The organism is Myxococcus sp. CA051A (genome assembly GCF_013336705.1).
In the GTDB taxonomy this organism is placed as follows: Bacteria; Myxococcota; Myxococcia; order Myxococcales; family Myxococcaceae; genus Myxococcus; species Myxococcus llanfairpwllgwyngyllgogerychwyrndrobwllllantysiliogogogochensis.
Genome location: NZ_JABUMS010000005.1, coordinates 82171 through 108101 on the forward strand (window position 1 = coordinate 82171; position 25931 = coordinate 108101).

Consider the following 25931-nt stretch of genomic DNA (forward strand, 5'->3'; position numbering starts at 1 on the left):
TTGGGCTTCGCCTTGGTGGCCAGCGCACAATCACCCGTGGTGACGGGGGCCTATCCCATTGCCCCGTTGCGCCCTGGTGCGACCAGCGTCGAGATTGGCTTCGACATCGAACATCAGGTGTCGCAGGTCCTTGTCTCCGTCGAAGGAACCTCCGCGACTCACGGTGCCTTCGTCACCCTGTCGAACCTGCGAATCGACCGTGACTTCGCTGGCGCCTTGCCGTTTCACGTCCTCGTCCCGCTGAAGGCTCCGTTTCCTGAGGACGGTGCGCTGAAGGTCACCGCGACTCCCGTAGGCCCTGATTCGATTCCGGGCGCCGCGTTCACCACCACCTATGACGCCAAGGCCAGCCCCCCGGGCTTCGGGACGACGCCCGTGACGGTGCGCACCGACTTGACCGCAGGCGGGATTGTGCTCGAGGTCACCTACACGGGACAGGTGGCCTCCGCCGAACTGTCCATGATGGGGGCCTCCGCGCTCGTGCTTCGCACTGCGTTCGGCGATCTGAGTGAAGCGGAGGCCCAGGCCTTCGTTACCTCCCGCCGCCTCATGGGTCGTCCTCGCGCCAGCGCACCGGGCCGCATCCAGTTCTTTGTTCCCACCGTCGACGGCAAGGTTCCCCCTGACGGCGTCGTCATCGCCGACGTGGCCCTGCAGGACCCCTTTGGCCGCACTGTCCATACCTCTGCTGTCGAGTTCACCAACTCCGCTTCGTTCGACCCGCTTGTCTCCATCTCCGTGCAGCCCGACTCACTCATGATGGATCAGGTCGGCCGCCGCGAGCAGCTCAAGGTCTTCGGCAACTTCGCCGTCGCCGGAGATGTTGACCTGTCCGGCGGTCGGCATGGTGTCCTCTATTCGTCGAGCAATCCCGCCATTGTCGCGGTTACGCAGACGGGTGAGGTCATCGCGCTGGGGCAGGGTGAGGCCACCATCAAGGTCACCTATGCGGAGCGCACGGAGGAAGTGCCCGTCATTGTCACTGACCCCTCGCGCATCGTCGAGACACGCATCGCTCCGAGCACGGTGACCCTGGAGCACGTTGGCGCGACCCTCCAGCTCAAGCTCGAAGGGCTCCTGGATGACCCTGTCTCCGGTCGAGTCGTCGACCTGTCTCCCTCCACCCTGAACACGGTCTGGAGTTCGAGCAAGTCAGCCACTGTCTCTGTCTCCGCCGACGGCAAGCTGACCTCTCGCGGTGTCGGCTCGGTCACCATCACCGCGACTCACACTACCGCGGAGAATGTTGTGTGGATCGAGGAGGCTCGGGTCGAGGCTCTCGATGGGGCTCCTCAGGTCCACCTCGCCGGTCCCACCTCCATCGCCGCCGGTGCGAATTTCGAGGTCCGTGCCACTGCCTCCGATGACGTCTCGGTCAAGCACGTCACCTTCCTGCTCAACGGCGTCCCCACCGCCGACGATGACTCCGCCCCCTACACCCTGAGCATTCAGGCACCGCCCGTCGCAGGCTCCATTCTGCGCCTGGCGGCCATCGCCGTGGACTCGAGCGGCAAGTCCTCCTCCCAGTCCACGCTCGACGTCAAGGTCATCCCGGCTGATGGTCCCAGCGCGATGAAGGTCGTCTATGAGCTGCCTGCCTCAGGCGCGAGCCTCATCGAGGGCATTCCGCACACCCTCCGCGTCACCAGTGGCGACTGGACTTCGGGATCCCTCTCGTCTCTCGATTTCCAGGCCGTGCGCTTCACCGTTGACGGCGCTCCGGTGGGTGTTGCCCAGACGCCTCGGGTGGAACTGCGTCCCGTCCCCAATACCAAGCCACAGCAGATCGCCGCCGTTCCACTTTGGGAGGTCCATTACATCCCCCCTCCCGGCAGCCAGGGCACCTCGGCCGCCATCCAGGCCGTCGCAGTGGACCGTCATGGTGCCACGGCCGCAGGAGCCTCGCTCCTGGTTCGAATCGTCGGGAACGCACCGCCGCTCGTCACTCGCCGCAGCCCCCAGGGTGACACCGTCGAGGTGACCGAGAAGGTCCCCTTGTCCGTCGAAGGCGCGGTCGGCGACGACGCGCTCTTCTTCGGCGTCCAGGTGGCGTTGCTCGTGGATGGCAATGCCGTCGCCACCACTCGGTTGGATCAGGGAGGGCAGGGTGGTACGGCTCGGGGGGCCCAGGACTTCAAGCTCACCTGGACGCCGCCTCCCGGCAGCGCGGGCAAGCGCTCTCGCGTCGAAATCCAAGCCATCGACCATGCGGGACTGGAGCGACGCGTGGGCTTTGAGGCCGTCATCAAGGCCGACGGCCCTCCCTCCGTATCCATCCTGACCCCTGTCGAGAACGCCTCCTTCATGGGGGGCACGGCCATCGTGCTCACCGCCGCGGCCACGGACGACAGCGGAGACCCGCCGCAGGTGACCTGGAAGGTCAACGGTCAGGCCGTGGGCCAGTCCTCCACGCCACCGTACCGGACGCTCTACACCACCCCGGTGATCACCGAGACCTCCCCGCCTTCCGCCAGCAGTCTGGCGGTGACTGCCGTCGCACGGGACGCCCAGGGGCATGTTCAGGAGAGTGGCGCCATCCGGGTATCGCTCATCAAGGATGCATCCCCGCCCACCGTCTCCATCCTGACCCCGAGCCACCACTCGCAGGTACCCAACTCCCAGGGACTGCTCGTCACCGTCGCGGGCGTCGACAACGTCGACGTCGTGAAAGTGGAGGTCTTCCTCGATGACGAACAGACCGCCTTCTTCACGGACGTGTCGCCGGGAAAAAGCGCGGGCGTCGCTGGCTCGTTCATCAGCCATGTCGTCGTCCCTCCTGAGAAGTTCTTCCAGGGACAGCTCGCCAAGGAACAGCTCACGTTGACCGCCCGCGTGGTCGATGCGGCGAACAATCGCAAGGAGACGAGCCACACCGTCTTTCTCAAGGCGGACCGTGCACCAACCCTGGAGTTTGTCAGTCCGAGCACCGGCACCACCGTCACGGCGGCCACCCGCATCCCCATCGTCCTTCACGCAGAGGACGACGTGGCGGTCTCCCGCGTCGACCTGTTCGAGATGCGGGGCGGAACTGCCCACGCCATTGGTTCGGCGACGCTGCCACCCTACCGGTTCGACTTGTTGCTGCCGACGACTCCTGGCCCCTTCATCTTGAAGGCCAAGGCGTTCGACAGCGCCGGAGTGGAGAACACCAGGGATGTCACCCTCACCCTGAATGTCGCCGCGGATGACGAGCCTCCGATGGTGGCCTTCCGCAGCCCCTCCGAGGGCAGCAGGGTCTTCGCCGGTGCCAGTCGCAGTGTGGACATCGTGGTGGTCGCGACCGACAACGTCCGAGTCCAACACGCGCTGCTCTACCTGGGCGACCCCACTGTGCCCAAGGGAACCACGGCTCCGGAGTCGCTGGTGGGCTCGGGGCCCGTGTCCGGCACTCAGGAAGGGCTGTACCAGGTCTTCAAGTGGAAGCTGGATGTGCCCGCTGCATTCGCGGACAAGATGCTGAACCTGCGCGCCGTGGCGGTGGACGATGGAAACCGGACGGCGGAGCGCACCCTCGTGCTCCAGGCGGTGAAGAACACCGCGCCCATCGTCTCCCTGATGACGCCCGCTCCGCGTTCTCCGGTGAAGGAGGGCCAGGACGTCACCGTCACCTTCACCGTCGCCGACGACGAGGGTGTTGCGAGCGTCGCGCCTCGCTCGGGCGGTGTCACCCGGGAGCCGTTCATCGGTCCCATCGATGCCACGGTCCAGCAGAAGCTCGTGGTGCGGGCACCCATCGTCAACGCATCCACGCCCGCCTCGGAGCGGTCCGTAGGTGTCGCCGTCAGGGACGTGAGCCCCGTGCCCCAGGTGGGGCATGCGGACGTATCGCTCGACATCCTCGACGACGTCGAGCACCCCACGGCCTTGTTGATGGCGCCGATTCCGACGGCCTCCAACAAGGTCATCCAGGTCCCGTCCAACGGCAGCCTCGGCATGCGGGTCGAGGTCTCCGATGACGTCCGCGTTTCTCGCGTGGCGGTGTTCCTGGACTGTCCGGAGCCTTCGCCTGGAGATCCGGAGCCCGCTTGTCCGGAGTTGCTGCCGCAGGACCCGGGGCAGTCCTTCCTGCTCGTCACGCAAGAGGACTTCGAAGAGGTGCGCGCGCCGAACCCGCAAGGGCCAGGCGACATCCTGGTCAGCCGCCGCTACGTGGGCACGTACTCCGGAACCGTTTCCTTCCGGCCCGCCACTGATGACCGCTTCAAGCCCTCGCCTGTGAGGCACGTCCTCTTCGCGCGCGCGTATGACCCGGCCGGTAACTTCACCAGTACCTCGAAGGTCGAGTTCGAGATCGTCCCTGTCGAGGACAAGCTCCCTCCGGTGGTTCGCGTCTCGCTGGATGGTGTCCCCAATGCACAGTCCTGTGTCTCGGGGGCGAAGGTGAAGCTCGGTGTCCATGCCTCTGATGACAGCGCGGTTCAGTCCGTGTCCGTGCGCTTCGACGGGGGCGCCCCCATCGCGGAGCTCGCGCAGACGCCCTCGACGCTGCCGGCCGCCAGTGTCTCCCTGACGGGAGATTTCGCCCTGCCTGTGTTGACCAGCTCGGAGTCACGCACGGTGAGCTTCGAGGCCACTGCGGTGGACACGAAGAGCCGCCGGACCGTGTCGGCGTACTCGTGCCTGTTGGTTCCGGACTCGGCTCCTGTCGTCCGCTGGGTCGCGCCGACAAGCGGGGACCTGGTCGAGGAGCAACGCTACGGCGGCTCACTGGAACTTCAGGACGACGTGGGGTTGCAGTCCGCCTGGGTGGTGGCCTCCACGTCCGACGTGGAGTCGGTGGCGCCGACCCATTTCACGCTTCGTGCCCCGGCCCTGGACGGGACGGAGTCAGCACCGTTCAACGCCGCCGACTTCGCGTTCTCGCGAGCCTCGCTTTCTTTCGGTGTGCATCCGCTTCCCGACGAGACCAGCGCCTTCACCGTGGCCGGTGAAGAGGGTGCCCTGCGAGTCACGCCGCAGGTGGCCGTGGGCAACGACGGCGCTCATGGCGTCCTCAAGTTGAAGGTCGCGGGGGCGACCCAGGGAGCCCAGGCGCGTGTCACGTATCACCTGCGTCCCAAGGAGAACCTGCCGGTGGAGGACCGCGCGGCGCTGGAGGCCTTCAAGGCGGACTTTCCCTCGGGTGATCTCACTCAGCCACGCATGGTGGCCCTGAGTACCAATGCCGACACCTCGGTGGATATCGGGTTCCCGGCCAGGGTGGTGGACGTCGAGCAAGTCCGAGTGGAGTTGCTCCGGGCCGGGGGGGATACCCACCCCGTGCTCATCTCCGGGCTTGCCGTTCGCTATCAGTCTGGTCAGCCGTATCAGGTCCGCGCCATCGCTGCGGGGCAGCAGGTGGCCGTGGACCCGCTGCGCGTGGACCTCAAGCCAGGGGCGCTGACCTCGCGACAGATCGACTTCCGCATCCCCGAATCCTGGACGTCCTCGGATGCGCGGCTGACCACGGTGGCGGTGGATTCTCGCGGAGCCATGGCGCGTGACACGCGGGGCATGACGGTGGTGCCCGACGCCGTGGCGCCCCAGGTGAGCATTCTTGGGATGGGAGAGGGCGCCTCCGTCGTGGCCGGCCACCCGCATACCGTGCGAGTGCGCGTGTCCGACAACGCGAGCCTCGCGAGGGTCCGCTTGCTGGTGGATGGTGTTCCCCAGGGCGAGCAGCTCCTGGTGGGCACGTCACGGGAAGTCTCGTTCCCCGTGACGCGGGAAGCCCTCGGTGCCGTCGAGTTGTATGCCCAGGCCTGGGACCGCGTCGGCAACCCGTCGGTTTCGCAGCCGTCGTACTTGCAGGTGGTCCAGGACGGGGCGCCCGTGGTCCAACTGGACCGCCTTGAGGCCCTTGGCGAGACGCTGAGCCGCACGGAGCTGGAGGGTGGCTTCGTCAGCCTGCTTCAGGGCCAGCCCGCGATGCTGTACTTCACCGCCAAGGACGACGTCGGCGTGAAGTCCGTGACCACCGTCTTTGGCTCGGAGGCTCCACGGACGCAGACCTTTGTTCCCGCCGTGGGGAGCAGTTCGCTCTCCGTGTCGTTGATGCCGCCCATGGGGCCGGAGGGCCTTCCCACCGTCCTCTCGATCACGGTCAAGGACACGGCCGACCATGAGCAGAGTGCTCGACTGGTGGTGGAGAGCCGCAGGCCTCGTGCCCCCGAGCTGGCCTTCCTGGAGCCCGCGGCGGATGCCTCGCTCGTGGAAGGCAGCATCCAGCTTCGCCTGGGCGCGCTGTCGGCGGACGATACGCGAGTGACGGGGGTGGAGTTCTTCGTCAACGGCAAGCCCGCGCTCCAACTCGAGGAGCGCAACGGCGTTCCTGTCCCGACGTTCTTCAATGACGAAGGCGACCCGATTGCTTCGGACGTCACCGTGCGCGAAGCGCTCGCCAACCTGCGGGTGGTGCCGGAGGAGATTTCTCGCTACCGCATCTTCCGGGGTCTGTTGTCGCTGCCGGCGGGCTTCGTCCGTTTGGACCCGAACCGCTCGGAGAGCTTCGTCCAGATTCGCGTGGAGGCTCGGGACCTGGAGGGCAATCGGTCCTCCATGGAGCGACGGGTCCGCATCGTCTCAGACTCGCAACTGCCCATCGCGACCATCCTGCGGCCCAGCCTTGGCCGCGACGTCATCGAAGGCACGCCCGTGCTCGTTCAGGTCCAGGCGCACGACAACGCCTTCGTGGACCGGGTGGAGATCTACGCCGGCCCCAGCGCCGAAGCGCTGGAACTCGTGCACGTCGCGGGAGGCTTCTCGACCGAGAACGCGCTGCCGGGCTCGGCCTTCGACGTGTACTCACCCGTGGTGACGTTCCAGCACTCCGTGCCGGAGTTGGCCCGACTCGGAGGCCTGGACAATGTCCCGTACTTCATCGCCACGCGGGCCCGTGATGTCTCCGGGAACTACGGTGAGATGGAGTACCAGCAGATTGATGTAGTGAGGGACCGGGAGCCCGCGCTGTCCATCCTGTCTCCGGCGGATGGCACGCGCGCGGTGGCGATGAACCTGCTCCCCGTGGTGATGTCCGCGGAAGACGACGTCGGTGTGACGTCCGTCTCGCTCTATCTCGACGGTGCCTCACTCCCCGTCGCCACGCTGACCCAGCCTCCGTTCAACTTCCTGGTCCCCGTGCCGGAGACGGAGGGCGGAACGCTTCGCTTGCAGGGCCGGGCCAAGGACAGCTTCGGCCATGACGTCGTCTCCCAGACGGTCATCCTGACGGTGGTGAAGGACCAGTCACCCACGGTGGCCATCGCCCAGCCAGGCAATGAGAGCATCGTCTACGAGGGCCGTGACTTCTCCGTCCTCGTCGCCGCACAGGATGACGTCGAGGTCCGTGGCGTCGAAGTCACCGTGGACGGGGGGCTGAACGGGCCGCTGCACTTCATCAGCACCACCCGACCCTATGCCTTCCGGATTCCGCTACCGCATGGCTCGCGCGGGCATCGGCTTACCATCAACGCGAAGGCTCGCGACTCGGCCAACCAGACGACCCAGGCCCAGCCGGTCTCCGTCACCGTGCAGCCCGATACGACGCCTCCCACGGTGAAGTGGTCCTCCCCGGCCAATGGCTCCGCGATTCGCGAGGGGCTGCGGCTCGACGTAGAGGCTCGCGCTGACGACAACGTGGGGCTCGCGAGCGTGACGTTCGCCGCGCAGGTCGGTGACAGCCCCCCCGTCGAGGTGGCTCGCTTCGCCGCGCCGCCATACCGCTTCTCCTACTCCGTGCCCAAGGCCCTGGTTCCCGCGAGCGGGGCCCCTGTGCCCGTGGTCTTCACCGCCAAGGCGGTCGATCTGAGCAATCTGTCCGCGACCGCCAGCGTGGCGGTGAGCGTGGTGGATGACGAGGCACCCAGTGTGACGCTGGTTGCTCCCAGCAAGCCCGTGGTGGTGCGACAGCCGGCCACCTTCCATGCGGACGCCAGGGACTGGGTCGCCCTCTCTCACGTCACGTTCCTCGTGGGCCCCGCGCCGGATCAACTCGTCGAAGTGGGTCGCCTCTTCGTGGCGCCCTTCGACTACGTCTTCATGGCGGAGGCGTCCCAGGTGGGGCAGCGGTTGTGGATGGCGGCTCGTGCGGTGGATTCGGCCGGGCAGTCGACGCTGTCGGGGGTCGTGGACTTCACCGTGCGGGAGGACCAGAAGCCCACGGTGGAGCTGACGCGCCCCGAAGCCGACAGCGTCGTCTTCGCGGGTGCTCGCATCCGCATGGAGGCCAACGCCGGGGACGCGGACAGTGGCATCGCGTCCGTGTCCTTCTTCGTGGACGGGCGCAAGGTCGCCACGGCCACCGCGGCTGCGGGCATTCCAGGCAGGCCTGGCGCCTATGTCGGAAGCTTCGTCGCTCCGCTGGGCAGCGGGAGCCGGACGTTCGACGTGCAGGCCGTGGCCGTGGACAAGGCCGGACAGGAGACCGCCTCCGCGGTGCGCAAGGTCGGCACGATTCCGGACACGGTGGCGCCGGAGGTGGAGCTCGTCGACCCACCGCATCTCGATATCGTGACGGAAGGTGAACCGCTCCTCATGTCCGCGTTCGCCGAGGACAACGCCGGGATCGACCGGGTGTCATTCACCGCGACGAGGGACCTGCCGGGTGGCGGATCTGTGACCGAAGAACTCGGCTCGACGGCCATGCCCGTTGTGGCCTCATCGGGACGGACTCACTATCGGTACTCCTGGTTGCTGCCGACGCCCATGGCAGGACAACAGCGCACGCTCCAGGCTCGCGCGAGTGACGTGTCAGGGAACTCGAGCGTGTCCCAGGTCATCCGGCTGGAAGGCGGCATGCGCCCCGCGCGACCGCCCTATCAACCGTTCGGCCTCGCGGGTGAGAACATGCGCCTGTCGGCGCTGGCCTTCGATGGCAACACGGTGGGCGTGGTGGGCATCACCGGAGCGCCCTGGGGGGCGCCCGTGTCCCAGGGGGTCGAGTTCTTCCAGGTGTCGGCTGCAGCGCAAGAGCCGATTGCCGGGCTTGTCGCGCACTCACTGGACGGCGTGCCCGTGGCCTCCGCGTTCCATGAGCAGCTGGCGCTCGTCAGCGTTCGTCACACCGCACGGGATGGTGCCGGAGAGCTGGTGCTCTTCGACATCCGGGACGTCGGCAACATCAAGCGCGAGGGCTCCATCGACCTGGCGGGTCCCGAGGTGGGCGGCGTGGCGGCGGCGGGGAAGCTCGGCTTCGTGGCCAATGGCGCGGCGGGCGTCGTGGTGGTGGACCTGGCGAGTCCGGCGTATCCGCAGCGGCTCACGACGCTGGTTGTGACGGGCGGGGCCCGAGACGTGGCGGTCGTCGGTGACCGACTGCTCGTGGCGGCGGGGACGGGAGGACTCCGAATCCACGACCTGACGGACCCTGAGCTGGGGGAGCTGGGCTTCCTCCCTCTTCCAGGCAGCGCGGAGACCGTGTCGGCCGAAGGGACGCGGGTCTTCATCGGGTGCGAGGGCGCATCCGCCTCGCTCGCGGTGGTGGAGATGCGCGGAACGCCACGCGTTCTGTCCTTGCTGTCCCATGCGTCAGCTCGCGCGGACCTGCTGGCCACGGGGCAGCGCTCGGTGGCTGCCCGGGGCAACTTGTCCGTGTCCACGGTGCAGTACATCGACGCGGAGTCTCGTCCCGTGAAGGGGCTGCTCTCGACGTCCATGGTGGATGACCAAGGCGTCGCGACGAAGCTCGTCCACGCCAATGTGCCGGCGGCCCAGGACGTGCTTTTGACGTCGAAGGGGCCGATGACCCTGTTTGGCCACGCTGGCATCGCGGAGTTCACCGTCCCCCGGCTCGTCGTCACCGACGTGACTCCTTCGGATGGCGAGGAGCAGGTCGCGCTTGGTGGAGCGGCGTTGAAGCTGTCCATTGGCTTCTCTCAACCCGTGGATCCCCTGACGGTGACCTCCGCTCGGGTTGCCCTTCGCAAGGGACTGCTGAACAGCGCGCCTGTCGACGTCACCGTGCGCGTGAGCGAGTCGGATGCTCACCGCATCGAGCTCGTCCTGCCTCAACACACGGTGCTGGAGCCTGACACCCAGTACTCCATCACTGTCGAAGAGGGCCTCCGGAGCCAGCCTCCGTTCAGCCAGGCGTTGGAGAAGCGCTTCATGGCGCGCTTCCGCACGGGAACGGCGACGGGAACCGCGCCACGGGTGAGCGGCGTGGTTCCAAGGGCGGGGGCCGTGGATGGCGGCACGCTCGTGAAGATCTCCGGCGAGCACTTCGTGACGGGCGCACGGGTGTACTTCTCGGGCGTCGAGGCAATGGATGTCATCGTCGACACGGACGACGGTGCCTTCGTCATGGCTCGCACGCCCCGGCATGTGGAGGGACCCGCGCGAGTCACGGTGATCAACCCGGACGGTCTCCAGGGGAGCCTGCTGGGTGGTTTCGTGTACATGGACATCCTCCAGGTGAACCTGGCCAGTCCCTCCTCGGGGCCGCTGGTGGGTGGGCAGGAGGTGGAGCTGTCCGGGGCGGGGTTCCAGTTCGGCGCGGAGGTCTATTTCCGAGGGCTGTCCACAGATGCGCCGCAGGGGAGCAAGGCGCCCGTGGCCACGGTGCTCTCGCCGGGCCGAATGAAGGTAGTGACACCGCCCGGGAGCTTCGGGCCCGCTGACGTCATCGTCATCAATCCAGACGGGCAGCGCGCGGTGGCGCAAAGCGCGTACCTGTATTCGAATCTGGCGACGACGAAGCGGATTGCTCGCTACACGCCCGTTGTGGATGGGCCGGAAGGTCGTCCCGCCGATCGGCTGCCCCAGGGGCGACCCGGCCGGGTCGTGCTCGCAGACAACAGGGCCTACCTGCTCTCCGACGCCTTCATCGCGAAAGAGGCCAAGGATATCACCGAGGTGTTGAAGGGCAGCACCCTGGGTGCTCTCTCCGTGGTGGACGTCGCGGTGCCCGCGAGCGCGAGCGTGATGGGCGGCGCGTCCTTTCCTCCGCCGTACAAACCCCAGGCGCTCACCGTGCGCGGGAGCGTTGCCTATGTGGCCGCGGAGGCGGAGGAACTCCCGTACGTGGACATGGCGGGGGAGGGCGGAGCGTCGCTGCTCGTCGTGGACGTGAGTCTTCCGGCGCAGCCTCGGCTCGTGTCAGCGCTGCCCTTTGAAGGCAAGGCGCTGGAGGTCGCCGTGGTGGATGACCTCGCGCTCGTCGCGGCGGGTGAAGGTGGCCTCGCGGTGTTCTCGATCGTGGACCCGCTGCGTCCTTCGCTGCTGGGCGCCCTCCGGTCATTCCTGCTGAAGGGGGCGGTGCGGCCCGTCTCCATCCAGAGCGTGAAGGTGATGGGGCGCTATGGCGTCCTCGATGCATCCTCGGTCAACGTGCGGGCGACACTCGTGGTGGACCTGGCGCGCCCCGGCTTCCCCGTGGTGGGCGAGGCCCCGGCGATGGGAGAACTGGCCCTCTTCGAGGGGACGGGCCTGTCCGCGGTGAATGGCGAGGCGAGCCTCGCATCCCTGGTTCCGCCGACGCTTCCGCGCAAGGTCTCATCCGTGGCCGCGCTGGTCGGGACCCGCTTCTCGATGTCTGGACTGGGTCCTCACATGGGCGTGAGCGCGGGTGGGAGCGTGGTGCAACTCACCGCGAGCTCCGAGCCGTTGGCGCCGCTCCCCGTGGACGCCGTGGACCTCTGGCCAGCGACCGCCCTGGGCGGCATCGCCATGGACCGCGGCGTGGTGGTGGCGGCCCTCCGCGAGGTCTATTCGCCGCCGAATCAGGTCGCTCCAAATGATGGGTTGGCGATCATCGAAGTGCCGTTCCCGATGATTGTCTCGACGCAGCCTCGGGCTCACGAGACGGGGGTGCCCAAGACGGTCAACGTCGTCCTGGACCTCAACATGCCCGTGGCGACTCCGGGACGGCTGGATGTGCGGCTCGTCAAGCTGAACGGCTCAGTCGAGGGTGAGTGGGTGACGGCGACCGTCACGATCCCGCAGGAGCATTCCGACCGCATCGTCATCACGCCCGCCAACCTCCTCGAGACGGGGATGCGCTATCGGGTCGTCGTCACGGGACTGAAGGGCGCCGAGAAGGGCTCCCTCATGCCCGGTCGCTTCGTGATGGAGTTCGAGGCGTCGGACGAGACGGTGTCTCGTCAGCCGGTCGTCGCGGCGCTGTCTCCTCGCGAGGGGCCGGTGGCGGGCGGGACGCTCGTCACGCTGTCGGGGGCGGGCTTCGAAAGTGGGTTGGAGGTCCGCTTCGGCGGTGTTCCCGCCGTGGTCGAGGCCGCCTCTCCGACGGAGCTGAAGGTCCGGACTCCGGCGGCGCAAGCGGCGGGGGCGGTGGCGCTCGAGGTGCGCAATCCGTCGGGCGGAACACTGATTCGCACCGGCGCCTTCATCTACATGCAGCCGCTGCGGTTGCTCTCCCTCACCCCGGGTCGAGGGCCTTCGTCAGGCGGCTCAAAGGTGGTGCTGACGGGCCAGGGCTTCACGACCGCGGGGCTGACGCAGGTCCTGTTCGATGGAGCTCCAGCCCTGCGCGTTCGCACGCTGGGGATGGAGCGCATCGAAGCCTTCACGCCCAACGGGCTCCGCGGCGCGGTGGACGTGACGGTGGTTCATCCGAACGGCGCGCGAGACACGTTGCAGGATGCGTACATCTTCGATCAGCCCACCGACTCCTCGGTCGCCTTCAAGGGGGGAATTCGCGACATGGTGGCCATCGGTGACCATGTCTACATGGTGGGCGCGGAGGGTCTTCGGGTCGTCGACCTCTCCGGCCTCTATCTCCTGGGGAGGCTCGCGGGAACACCCATCCCGCCCGAGCGACGCAACGAACTCATCGACGAGGACGGCGACCAGGTGGATGACCGCATCGTCGGAGCGTGGAGTTACGCCGGGGGCGAACTGCTCTCCCTCTCCTACACGTCGGAATGGAATGACCGGCTCTTCGTGGGCGCGGGCGTGTTCTCCAATCACGGTGCGTACGTCAATGGGCAGGTGCTCGAACTGGATATCTCCCGGCCCGCGGAGCCCCAGGAAGTGACCGTGACGTCCTCCGGAGCGGGGGGCGTGTTCGGTCTGGATGCTCGTGGGGATCGCCTGCTGGCCGCCGCTGGATCGGCGGGTCTGCGTGGCTTCGACATCACCCACAGCCCCTTCCTCATGAACCTGCTGCCGTCACCCCTGGGGTCGGAAGGCAGTGGCCCCGATGTCTCTGCCCTGGCGGTGGAAGACGGGCTCGCGGTCGTGGGCTCCGGGCGTTGGACTCCTGGCCACCGCTTCACCGGGGGGCGTCTGCACACGGTTCGCGTGGACCGTGCTCCGTCGCACCAGGATTTCCTGTCGCTCGACGTGCAACGGGTCCGCTTGCGTCAGGATCACTGGGCGGTGGTGGCCGCCGGCAACGAGGGCCTGGTGCTGGTCGACGTGTCCCAGCCCGGTGACATCCAGCGAGGGCCCTCGCTCGGCACCGACGTGCTCAAGGGCTTCGCGTCCGATGTCCGACTGGTGGGAGATCTCGCGTACGTGGCCGTTGGGGCCGCGGGCGTGGCCGTGGTGGACCTGAGTGACGTGCTGAACCCCCGGCTGTCGCACCACGTCGCGGGGGCCAGCGGAGGATCCGCCGAGCGGGTGGCCGTGGCGGGTGGCCGCGTGGTCAGCGCTCGCGACCGGGGCGCGCATGGTTGGTCCCTGGAGTTCGGCCCGGCGGCCGAGCTGACGCTGGTCTCCGCGAGTGTGAAGGCTGGCGAGGTTGTTCCTCGGGATCTGTCGTCACTGTTGCTCACCTTTTCCTCGACGGTGACTGCCCAGAGCGCTCGTGTAGCGGTGTCGCTGACCGTGAACGGCGAGGAGTGGTTGCGCACGGCATCGCCACTCGTGGACCTGGAAGCAGGGAGCGAGGCGGAGCCTGTCAGCACGGTCCTCATTCGCTTGCGCCCGGAATCTCCGCTTCCGCAGGGAGCCAGCGTGCGACTGTCGGTCTCGACGGCGCTGCTGACCCCGGATGCGCGTCATCTGTTGTCACCCTTCGAGGTGGGCTTCGAGGCGGCCCACGCCCACGGCCTTCGGCCCGTGCTCGGTCAAGTGGTCCCCCGTGTTGCCTCCACGGAGGGAGATGCCTTCGTTCAGATTCTCGGCGAGAACTTCGCGGAGAAGACCACTGTCCTCATCGGTGGAGTTCCCGCCGAAGTGCAGCCGTCGTTGCCTCATGACCCGACGCGACTGGTGGTCAACGTCCCGCCGGGTCTCCCCGGGCTCGCCGATGTGGTGGTCCTCAACGGCGAACTGGATTCCCAGGGGCAGCTCGTGCCGGGCTCCGGCTCGGGCTTGTGGGACCGGCGCGCGGGTGCCTTCCTCTACAAGGCTCCCCTGTATCTGGCCAAGGCGACGCCTCGGTTCCTCAACCCCAAGGGCAACAGCCAGATGCGAATCACGGGTGACGGCTTCCTGCCAGCCTGGGCCTATGGCGCCCTGGGCGCGCCCAGGGTCTTCGTCGGCGGGCTTGAGTCTGTGTCCGTTTCAGTCGTGTCGACCACCGAGTTGAGTGTGACGGCGCCTCCGGGCTCGTTCGATGCGCTCGAGCGCTATGCGAAGGTCAAGGTCGTGTCGTCGCTGCCTCAAAACTCGGGCGAGGGCACCAGCGCGGTGTTCGACGAGGAGCACGCTCTCGACCAGGCTGTGACGTATGGCCTGGAGCGCGGCGGCGTCGTGGATTCGTTGCCACCTCCGCCCACCCCGGGAGAGGTCGCGGTCCATTCGTTCATGCCGAAGTCACTCGCCGTGGCGTCGGACAACCCCTTGATGCTCTACGCCTCAGCGGGTGCGTCCGTTAGCGGCAACCGCCTGCCGACGGACTACTCGGGGGTATACAACCCGTCGGGCCGCTTCCTCGACGCGTTCGTCGTGGGGAGCTTCGATGTCCAGCGCGCAGGTGCGCCCACGGCTTCGCTGGAAGCGCGGGCAGAGCCCGACGCTTCTCGAGTGGATGTGCTTCAGGCCATCCTGACGGGCTATCTGCCCGTCGAGACTCCGTGGCCCGAGTTGGATCTCACCCCGGACTCGCTCGACGTGGCGACGCGCGGTGGGCAAGTGCTCGTCGCGAACGGCGCGTCGGGCCTGGCCGTGACGCGCTCGACGGGCACGTCCATGGAGGTGCTGGGGCGCGCGAGTTTCGGGACGTGGGGAGAGCCACAGCTCGCCACACGCCTGCTCCCCACCCAGGTCGGCGGCTGGGTGGCCTTCAACGGCATGACACCCAACCCTCCGCCAGGGGCTGGCCTGTGCATCCTCTCCGAGCCCGCCGTCGGCACGTCCGGCGTGCTGAGGCTGATGGATACGCGCTATCCGGCGGACCCGTTGCTCGTGGGAAGCATTCCCCTGCAGGACGAGCCGTATGGCATGGCAGTGGGGGATGGCCGGCTCTACGTGGTCACTGGCAACCATGAGGGCGTGCACTACTGCAACAACCCGCAGGGAACCTTCCCTCCGCCGCCCGAGTACTCCCTGGGCGGTGGTGCCCGGGGTGGACAGCGCACGACGTATCACGGCGCGGGCGCGGTGCCCCGAGGCGCCCTGGAGATCTACGCCTCCGCGCATCCGGGGGCGGCGCGGGTGAAGCGGCTGGAGTACCCAGCCACCTTCACCGACGTGGTGGTCGTGGGTGACACGGCCATCGTCGCGGCCGCGGAGCTCGGGGTGCTCTTCTTCGATGTCTCCGATCCGGCGACCGCAGAGGAACTTACCGGCCTGCGCATCCCATTCGACGAAGAACTGTCCAATACACCCGGCGAGCCGCAGCGACTGCGGCTCCTGGGGGACATGCTTTTCGTGGCCTCGAATCGAGGCGGTGTGGTGTTGGTGGATGTCGCGAACCCACGCTCGCCACAGCTCATCAGTGGCGGCAACACCGAGGTGGCCTTCGACACGGCGGTGGCCGGTGACCGCCTGGTGTTGGCGGGAGGTGACCGGCTGACGGAGTTCGTCGTTCCCTTCTCGTTCATCACCGGCGTGGTGCCCACACGCGGGTCCATCATCTCTCCCGATGGGCCGGAGTTGCTCGTCCGGATCAACCGTCCCATCCACGCTCCGAGCATCCACCCGGGCACGGTCCAGCTCGTAGGCTCCGACGGGCTTCCGGCGGTTGGCGCGGACGGGCAACCCGTGGGCGTCACGCTGACGACGGAGAACGACCTCGACACGCGCCTTCATGGCGTGAAGGTTCAGGTGCAGGGCACGCTGAAGCCGGAGACGTCGTACGTGCTGCGGCTGACGACTGGTGTGACAGATCAGTCTGGCGGGCGCCTGCTGTTGCCTTTCGCCGCGACGTTCAAAACGGGCAAGGCGAACAGCCGTCGGCCGTTGGTCGCCGACCTCGAGCCGCGGAGCCTTCCGCGTGCCACGGGTGGAAGCCTGACCCTCCTGGGGACGGGGTTCACGGGCACGGAGCGGGTCATCTTCACGGGCAGCGGGCAGGACGCGCGCGTGGTGGACTGCTCGGTCGGTGGAAGTGGCTGTGTCATGGCGGGCCAGGGGACGACTCTGACTCTCACCGCACCCGCCGCGGAACGGCCCGGCGCGGTGGACGTGAAGGTCATCCACCCGGGAGGGCCTTCGTCGGAGCTGCACTCCGCGCTGTTCTATCTGGAGACCGCGTCCGAGGCTCAGGCGACCCTGTCTCCAGACCATGGCCCCGTGGCGGGAGACACGCGGGTCACGATGGTGCTCGACCGCGATGCGCTGATGCCGGGGATGACGGTCCGAGTGGCGGGTGAACCGGCCGTGGACGTCGACATCGTCGACCTCCGCACGGTGCGCTTCACGGTGCCACGCGCCGACGAGGCCGGGCTGGCCACCGTCAAGCTGGTCGACGCCTCGCAGGGACAGGCAGGGGCTGACGGGTGGCCGCTCGCGACCTTTGCCTATGACATGCCATTCCGCATGAACCTGGACCTGCCGGGTTATCCACCGAAGCAGGTGTCAGAGCTGAAGCGGGTGAGTGACACGTTGTTTGTTGGCGTAAGCGGGCCGTCCCATTCGGTGGGGCTGGACATCTTCGACATGACCCTCGAGGAGCGTCCCCTCCGCAAGGGAGGCGTGGCGACGGAGCAGGCGGTGCTGGGGCTGGATGTCAGCGGGAACCTCGCGGTGCTCGCCGAGGGGGCGGGCATCTCCGTGGTGGACGTGTCGGACCTGACGCGTCCGTACTTCGTGGGCCGGGCCACCACGGGTGGTCTCGCCACGGGGGTTCGAATCGAGGGAACGCTGGCCTATGTCAGCGTGACGCAGCCGGGAGCGGCCAGCGGGCAGCTCCAGGTCTTCGACCTCGCCACCGCGCAACCGGTGTTCATTCGCGCCGTGCCGCTCTATCCGGAGGACGGCCTCGCGCTCGACCTGGGGGTGGATCGCTTCTACGTCCTCACGTCGAACATCCGTGACGGAGCCGCCAACGGGTTGCGGCTCGCCATCCATGATCGTGAGGGCGCACGCAAGGGCGGGGTGGTGATCGACGCGGGCCTGCCTCTGGACGCGTTGATGCGCGCGCGCATCGCGGTTCGCTCGGGCCGGGCCTATGTCACCGTGGGGGCGCGTCTCTACGTCTTCGACGTATCGCCGCAGCACGAGGCGGAGCCCGTGAAGCTCCAGGCCACGGCACTCGTGGCCGAGGGCACGGGCTTGACGTGGTACGGCGGCAGTCTGCTGGTGGCCACGCGCGACGCGAGCGAGACGATTGTCGAGGTCTCGCCCGCGGAGTTGCTCGCGGTGGGCCACTTCCCCGCGCAGGGGGCGGTGGCGGCCGTGGATTCGCGAATCCACATCGACTTCAACATGCACGTCGATGAAAGCTCGCTCCAGGTCGCGCGCTTCGCGGTGAAGGCGTTCTCGGAGGCCTATCCGCCCCCTACGGGTCGCACCGTGAGTGGCGCGAGCGAGGTCATCTTCTCTGGCACGCGAGGTTCGTATCTCCTCTTCACGCCGGATTCGAGCTTCGCGCCAGGAGAGCGGATTGAGGTCTCCCTCGCCGCCGATAGCATCAAGTCGCTGCTGTTGGAGTCGGGGGTGACGCGCTCCCTGGCGAGCCCTGTCGCCTTCGGGTTCCAGGTGGACGCAGGGGGTCGCCCACAGCCCGTCATCTCCAACGTGGTGCCCGCCAGCGGGCTGTTGACCGAGACGACGACGATTCGCATCGAGGGGACGGGGTTCGGTGGCACCGGACTTTTCGTCTCCATCGGAGGGGTGCACATCACTGGAGCGGGCAATGTCGCGTGGACCGGCGGTGCGCTGGAGGCGCTCACCGTGAAGGTTCCGCCCGCTTCGGTCGCGGGGCCGGCGGCGGTGCAGGTCGGCTATTCCGAGGGCCCGGTCGCCACGCGACTCGGAGGCTTCCTCTATCGCGATCCGCTCAAGCTGGGTGCGCCCACGCCCGACCATGCCAGTCAGTCGGGAGGCGTCGAGGTGGCCTTCACGGGGGCGGGCTTCATGCCGGGGATGGACGTCCTCTTCGGTGGCACCCCCTCGCTCGATGTCCGGGTTCACTCCTCCGCGCGCGTCACTGCCGTGGCACCGCCGCACGCGCCAGGACTCGTGGAGGTCAGAGCCAATCTCCAGACGCCGACCCATTCAGGGGGCACACGATCGCATCCCGCCGTCAGCCCACGGCCCTTCCTGTATGGCGCGGGTGCGGTCGCGCGCCTCGAGACACCTCCGCTGCGCCACGTCCTCGTGGACCGGGGCATCGTGTATGCGTCCATCGGGGGCGAGGTCGAGGTGACGGGCCCTCAGGGCGTTGCCGTGGCAGGCGGTGGTGAGCGCGCACAGGCACAGGGCGGGTTGTTCATCGCGGATCCCTCGGAGCCGACGGCCGTCCGGCAGGTGGCTCGCCTCATGTTCTCGGACAGCTCGAGGTCGGGGGCGTATCAGCTCGTGAAGGTGGGCTCGTTGCTCTACGTCGCCGCGGGGACGGGCGGCCTGAAGGTCGTGGACGTGACGCGGCCTTCCACGCCTTCGCTGATGCACACGTTGGCTGGCACCGGAACAACCGTGGGTGTCGCGGTGGGGGGCGAGATGCTCTTCGTTGCGGACTCCTCGGGCATTCGGGCCTACCGCACGACGGAGGCCGATCAGCCTCGGCTGACCCATCAGCGGCTCATCCCAGGAGGGGTGACGGCGCTTGCTCTGCATGGTGACTATCTGCTCGCCGCGGCCGAAGGCGCTGATGGAGCGCGGCTGCTCGTGCTGGATGCGCGCCGGGGAGATCTGGCGAAGGTGAGCGAGTTGCCGTTGCTGGGACCCGCGAGTCACATCACGACCGAGGGTGCTCGCGCCTTCGTTTCGCTCGGGGAAAAGGCCCGGGTGGCCATCGTCGACCTGTCGACTCCCTCGCAGCCTTCGCTTGCGGGGGCATTGTTGCTCGAGGATGTGATGAACAGCGGGCGGGTGTCCGCGGAGCAGACACGAGTGGCCGCCGGAATCGCCTATGTCGCGGCGGGCGGAGGCAAGGTGCAGCGCTTCCGAGTGCCCCTGGCAGGCTCTCCGACAAAGCTCTCACATGCGCTGGTCCACGGAGATGCCAGCACGCTGGCGATGATGGACCGCTATCTCCTGGTGGGGACGCTTGTTCTCGACAAGGCAGGTCGGGCGGTGGAACTGCCCATCCAGCCTCCCGAGGATGGCTCGGGAGCACTCGCCGGGACGGTTGCCTCGGTGCAACTGGATCACATCGAGCTGCGAGGCACCATTCCCTCCGAGGGCGAGGTGGTGCCCGTGGGAATCTCGCCGACGGTGCTTCTGTCGGAGCTGCCGAGCGCCGCCACCTTGACGGAGGTCCGCTTGGAGACCCTGGGTGGACAGCCCGTGGCCGGCACTGTCGAGGCTCGCTCCGACGAGGGCGGGGCTCGCGCGGTGTTCGACCCCGCGACGAACCTTCAGGTGGCGGCGCACTACGTCCTCAGGGTGGGCAGTGGACTCGCTGACGTTCAGGGCGGGGTGCTGGGGACGGACGCGGAGGTCCGGTTCCAGACCGCGTCACAGGCCACCGTTGAGGGGCCGACCCTGGCCGAGGTCATGCCCGGCTACGGCCTGACGTCGGGTGGTGAGACGCTGGAACTCTTCGGTACTGGCTTCAGGGCGGGCTGCAAGGTTCGTATCGGTGGCCAGCTCGCGGGGGCCACGGCGGCGGGGAGCTGCGCGGTGTCCGATGATGGAACGCGAATCACCGTCACCGCGCCGCCCGGAGTCGTTGGCGCGGCCTCGGTTGAAGTCGTCAACGCGGACGGCCTTTCCGTGTCCCGACTTGGGGCGTATCGCTACCTGGTGGCGCCGAAGATTACGAACGTGGTGCCGAGCTTCGCGGAGACGATGAGCCGCGAGCAGATTCGCATCCACGGTGAGGGGTTCTACGCGGGCTCTCGCGTGACGTTCTCTGGCATCCCCGCCCGTGCCACCTCGGTGGACGTCTCGGGCACCCTGACGGCGACGCTGCCCGATGGGATCGTGGGACCGGTCGATGTGCGAGTCGAAACGCCGACATCGGGGGGCTCCGTGTCGAGCCAGCTCCCGGGTGGGTTTACCTTCACGCTGGCCCGACGCGAGGAACTGGGGGGCGGAGGCCCGGCGAGCGCGCTCGTGGGGAGCACCCTGCTTCAGGCTCGCGCGAACGAGTTGGTCGCCATCGACCTGTCGACTTCGGGCAACAAGCTGGAACTGGGACGTGTCCCGGGTGTGAGTGCCTCCACTGCGCTGGTGGTCGCCGGAAGCCACGCCGTGTTGTTGGGTGAGCGCGAAGTGGTGCGCTACGCGCTGGGGAGCTGTGGCAGTGGGCCTGGCGTGGGTTGCAGCCCCGTGGAGGTCGACCGCGTGCCGCTGGTGGCGGGACAGTCGCTGTCCTCGGTGGCGGCGGCGCCGGACGCGACGACGGTCGCGGTGTCGGGTGGCGGTGAGCTGGTGGTGCTGGCGACGCTGCGAGACGCAGGGCAGACGCGAGAGCGGCTCGTGGTGGTGGCACAGCACTCCGTGGCACCGGCGCGTATCGCCGGGATGGGCGTCGTGGGCTCCTCGCTCGTGCTCTTGCTGGAGGAACAGCAGGTATCGCGGATCGAACTCAGGAGCTTGGACGATGGAGCGCTGCATCTCCTGAGTGAGGTGCAGGGGCTCTCGGGTACGGCACACGACCTGGTGGTGGATGGCAGTCGGGTCGCCGTGGCGACGGGCGCGTCCGCGCATCTCCTGGAGGTGATGGACCCGACGGCGCCGCGGCGTCTTGGCTCATGGACCGCTCAGGGAGGGCTGGGAACGCAGCCACGCTCCCTGGCGCTGGCCGGGCCCTGGCTGCTGGCAGTGGGCACCGAGCGTGCCTCCTGGGTTGACACCACGGCGTCAGCTCCTTTCGTGGAGCGGACCTTCTTCGCGCACGCAGCAGTCGCTTCGCCGAAGGCCCTGCTCGGAGATGGCATTGCACTGGTGAGCAGGTCGTCGGGCACCCAGCTCTTCGACACGTTGCCGTACCCGACGGTGTGGCGCACGTCGCCGCGTCCGGGCGAGGAGCTGCCGCTCGGGGCTCCGCTGACGGTGTCCTTCGCGAGCGAGCTGCCGCTGACCGTGGCCTCGGGCTCGACGCTCGAACTCCTGGACGGGGAGACCGTCGTCCCGGCGTCGTCCGTGTCGCGCTCGGGGTCGACCCTGCGCTTCCTGCCGCAGGGCGAGCTGACCCCGGGCCGTGTCTACGCGGCGCGTGTCGGGCTCAAGCCCACGTCCTTCATGGGCGGCAATCTGCGTAGCACCTGGAACTTCGATCTGCGCGGTGGGGCACTGGCTCCAGGTGTTTCCGTCAGCGAACTCGTCCCAGACCATGGTCCGGTCGCGGGTGGCACCCTCGTGACGTTGTCGGGAACGGGCTTCGCTCCGGGAACGCAGGTGTACTTCGGTGCGGCGCTCGCCACGGATGACCCGACGCACGAGGCTACGTCCTCGGAGCTGCGGGTCCTGACTCCGCCCACGGCGCATGCGGGCCCTGTCCGCGTGCGCGTTGTGAATGGCGAGGGGAGCGCGGATGTGCCGGGAGGCTTCGTCTACACCGCGCCGGTCGCCGTCTCGGAGGTCGTTCCGTCGAAGGTCGACTTCGGGGGCCAGTGGGTGTCGTTGATGGGCACTGGCTTCACGCGCGGTATCGAGGTCCGCTTCACGGAGAATGGAGCGCCGGCGCGGTTGATGAACTTCGCGACGGGCCGAGTGGATGTGCTGATTCCTCCGGGAGGCGAAGGCTGGGTGCCACTGTTCCTCTCGCAGCCAGGGGCCAGCCTGTCGTTGGCTCAGTCGCTTTACAGAGGAGACCTGCGGCCGCCGACTCAGCAGCCGATGTATGCGCCAGCGGGCGCCGTCGCCAGCGACGAGAAGGTGTTCAGCGCGACGTTCGACGAACCCGTGCGCCTGGGGACAGGGACGGAGGCGCCCACCACGGCAGTCTTGACGGACCTTGCGACAGGGCTCGCCATGCCTGGAACCGTGAGCGTTTCCGGCGCGAGTGTGTTGTTCACGCGACCGCCAGGGTCCGCGGACCTTCCTTCGGTCCGCACCTACAGGCTGACGCTCTCGAACATCTATGACCTCGCGGGCAATCTGAGACCCACGCCGACACCCCATGACTTCACGACGGAGGACACCGTGGACCCCACGGTGTCGCTGGCCTTCGTGGGACGGAACGAGCCCGTGGGCAATGCGGTGCTCGGTGTCGGGACCGAGTACGTCTTCGTCGTGAAGGCGACGGACGACAGCAACCGTCTGGCGAAGGTCGAGCTCCTCGTGGACGGAGTGCCACTGTCGGTCTCGAATGCCGCGACGCACGAGTTCCGTCACGTGTGGCGGACCGTTCCCTCGGGGGGAACCTCCAGCCTGTTGGCCAGGGTGACGGATGGCGGCGGCAACGTTGGCACGTCTGGGGCGACCGTGAACCTGACCAGCGACCGGTTGCCGTCGGTCCGCTTCACGCAGCCGGGACAGGCGAGTGTCAGCCTCAAGGAAGGCGCGTCGCTGACCCTGCAGGTGCGCGCGGACGATGCCGAGGAACTTCGGGCCATCGAGCTGAGCCTGGACGGCGTGCCGCTCCGGCGCGTTGCCATCGTCGCGAAGACGCAGGAGTCGATGGATGAGACGATCTCGTTGCCCCTGACTGGTGACGTGTCGGAGATCCACGAACTTGTCGCCGTGGCGGTCGATTCACGGGGCCAGACGTCGCCTCCGGCGCTGTTGCAGGTGACGGTCGAGCGCGACGTCACCCGTCCGACGGTTGCGTGGCGGATGCCAGCGCAGGGCGCGAGGATTTCCTCGGGGGCGGCGATGGACCTCCGAGTCTCCGTCTCCGACGATACCCGTATCGTCACCACCATCTTCCAGCAGCGTGTGGGCGCCGGGACGCTGAAGGAGCTTGCTTCCTTCCAGGGGCTCCCCGAGCCGTTGCGGTGGGTAGCTCCCACGGTTCACGAGGACACCCAGGTCAAGCTCCGAGTCATCGCGCGGGACGGTCGTGGCAATGAAGGCGAAGCCTTGCTCGACGTCACGGTTGTTCCGGCAGCCCCGGGCGCCGCGAAGCCCTACGTCTCCTTGCTCGGGCCAACGAGGGACCAGGACCCTCTGGTCGAGGGAAGGACCGTGGAGGTCGTTGTCGATGTGGTCTCACCGGCGGGAGTGGAATCGGTCACGTTGGGGGTCGACACCCAGCGCGTGACGCTGACGCATGCTCCCTGGCGCCATGTGTTCAAGCTCCCGCTTCTCGTGGGAGAACAGCCGTACCGGATCCATGTTCATGCAATCGCGACGGACGTGAACGGGCTGCAAAGCGAACCGCTCGCGCAGTCCTTCTGGCTCGTGAACGATGGGGAGTTGCCGACTCCCGAGATTCAAGTCTCGACGAGGCCGGTGGGCCCGGTCTGGCTGGGTGGCTCCACTCTCCGGGTGGACGACATGGACGCCGCGCTGACGTCCGCCGCTTCGTTGCGGGTGGCGGGTGCCACCATCCTCGCGATGCAGGAGGGGAGCTTCCGGTTGCCGTTGGGCGAAGAGGCCGCGCCGGTGATCGCCACGGTGGGGGCGTTGGAGACGGGCTCGCGGCGGTTCGTGGCGACGAAGCAGGGGACACTGGCGGTCTTCGCGCGCGGTGCGGAAAGCGTGAAGCTGGAGGTTGGAGCTCCGGTGGTCGGTGTGGCGGCGCGAAGCGACGCCTGGGCCGTGCTGCGTGATGACCTCGCGGGAGAGAGCATCGTCGAACTTCGCGCTCGTGGCAGCTTCGAGGTCCTGGGGACGCGGAAGCTGAAGGGACGCGCGGTCGGATTGGCCTTCGTGGAGGACCGGCTCGCGGTGGTGTTGGAGCGAATGGGCTCGGGCGTCCTTGAACTGTTGTCCCTGCCTGACCTGGTCACGACGACGGTGTCGCTGCGGCGGCCTCCGACGGCGGTGGCCTCCTCGCGAGGTGCCTGGCTTCTGGTGGGCACGGATGAGGGGCTGGAGGTGCGGACGGCGGCGGGTGCGCTCATGGGGCGGCTCTCAGGGAACTCTGTCACGGCGCTCGCGGCGAATGCGGAGCGGGGCTGGGTGCTGGAGGCGGGGCGATTGAAGTCCGTGGACCTCTCGGTTCCCCATGCCCCCCAGGATCGGCTATCGGAGTCCATCGAAGGGGCGTCCTTCGTCGTGGCCGTGGCACCCGACCGGGCATGCGTGGTCGGGGCTCGCACCGGAGCGGGCTTTGTTCGCTGCTACGAGGACGCAGACGGTGCCATCACGCGCCTGGGGACCACGGACGCTCTGTTCGAGGGGCCCCCGCATTCCGCATCGGTCTTGGGGCCGTGGCTTGTCCTGGGCACGGCGCAGGGGCTTCTCGTCCATGACATAAGGTCAGCGCCTCGGGCGGCCATGGACTATCCGTTCAGCGTTGGTGCGTTCCCAGGGCTCGAGGGCATGGCAGCCGCTGGGGCCGCGGACCTCTACGCGGCGAATGCTCGCGGAGTGTCACGCTTGCCGCTGGGCCGTGGTCCGGGAGTCCCCGTGGTGGCGTTGGTGGCGCCGGAGACGGGTGTGAAGGGGGCTCGGGTGGCGCTGACTACGACGGTGAACGATGGGGTGGACGCCTTCCAGTCCTATGTGGCGGAGCTGAAGGTGAACGGTCGGACCGTGGAGGTTCTCGACGGGCAGGTCCCTGATGCGGTGGATCTGCCCCTGACGGGAGCCACGGCGCGCCTTGAACTGTGGGTGCATGACCAGGCCGGCAACTCCGTCAAGGCGGAGGACACCGTCAACCTGACGGAGCCCACCTCAGGCCCTGAGTTCATTTCGCTCCAGGCCCGGCCTTCCGTGCTGGAGGGCGCGCGCCTGGAAGTGGTGCCCGTGTTCGTCGACCCGGCGCGGGTGAAGTTCGTCACGGTGGCGCTGCGAGACGGAGCCACGGTGCTGAACTCCGTCACCGTGAGCGCTCCGTCGTTGAAGGCGGTGCTGTCCGTGCCCGTGCTCGGTGTCACCGAGGAGTATGGTCGCGCGGTGACGCTGGAGGCCGTCGCTTCCGACGGAACCCATCAGGCCATCTCCGTGCCTGTCGTCGTGCGCATCCTGCCGAACAGTCTGCCTTCGGGGCACCCGTTCTCGTTGCAGGCCCTGCCGGCGCAGGTCGTGGAGGGGCAGTCCCTCGCGGTATCGGCGCATTTCCCGGGCGGGATGGCTCCGATCTTCCCGTACACGTTGCGGTTCTCCGTCGGACCGACGGAGGAGACCGCCGTTGAGCAGCGCGTTCTTGTTTCGCCGGAGACGGTTACGACGCTCAGGATGCCCTGGCTGCCGGAGGGGGTGCCGAGCACCCCCATGCGAATCTTTGCCCGGCTGATCGATGATGAAGGACGTGAGTCGGCGGCCTGGATGCAGGTCACGGTGGCGGCGGACTCGACGTTCCCGAACATCACCCGGTTCGACGTGGAGCCGACTGGCGAGGTGGTGGCGGCCGGATCCACCGTCGCCGCGACGCTGGAGGTGAG

General features: G+C 68.0%; 1 protein-coding gene (running past one end of the window). It reads left to right on the forward strand.

Translation table 11 applies throughout. From position 1 onward, the window contains the following. Positions 1–25931, forward strand: the 5' portion of a protein-coding gene (locus HUA74_RS16735) for an Ig-like domain-containing protein (protein ID WP_174455318.1). 6172 nt of this gene lie beyond the right edge of the window; only the first 25931 of its 32103 coding nucleotides appear in the window; its start codon is at positions 1–3; its stop codon lies beyond the right edge, outside the window.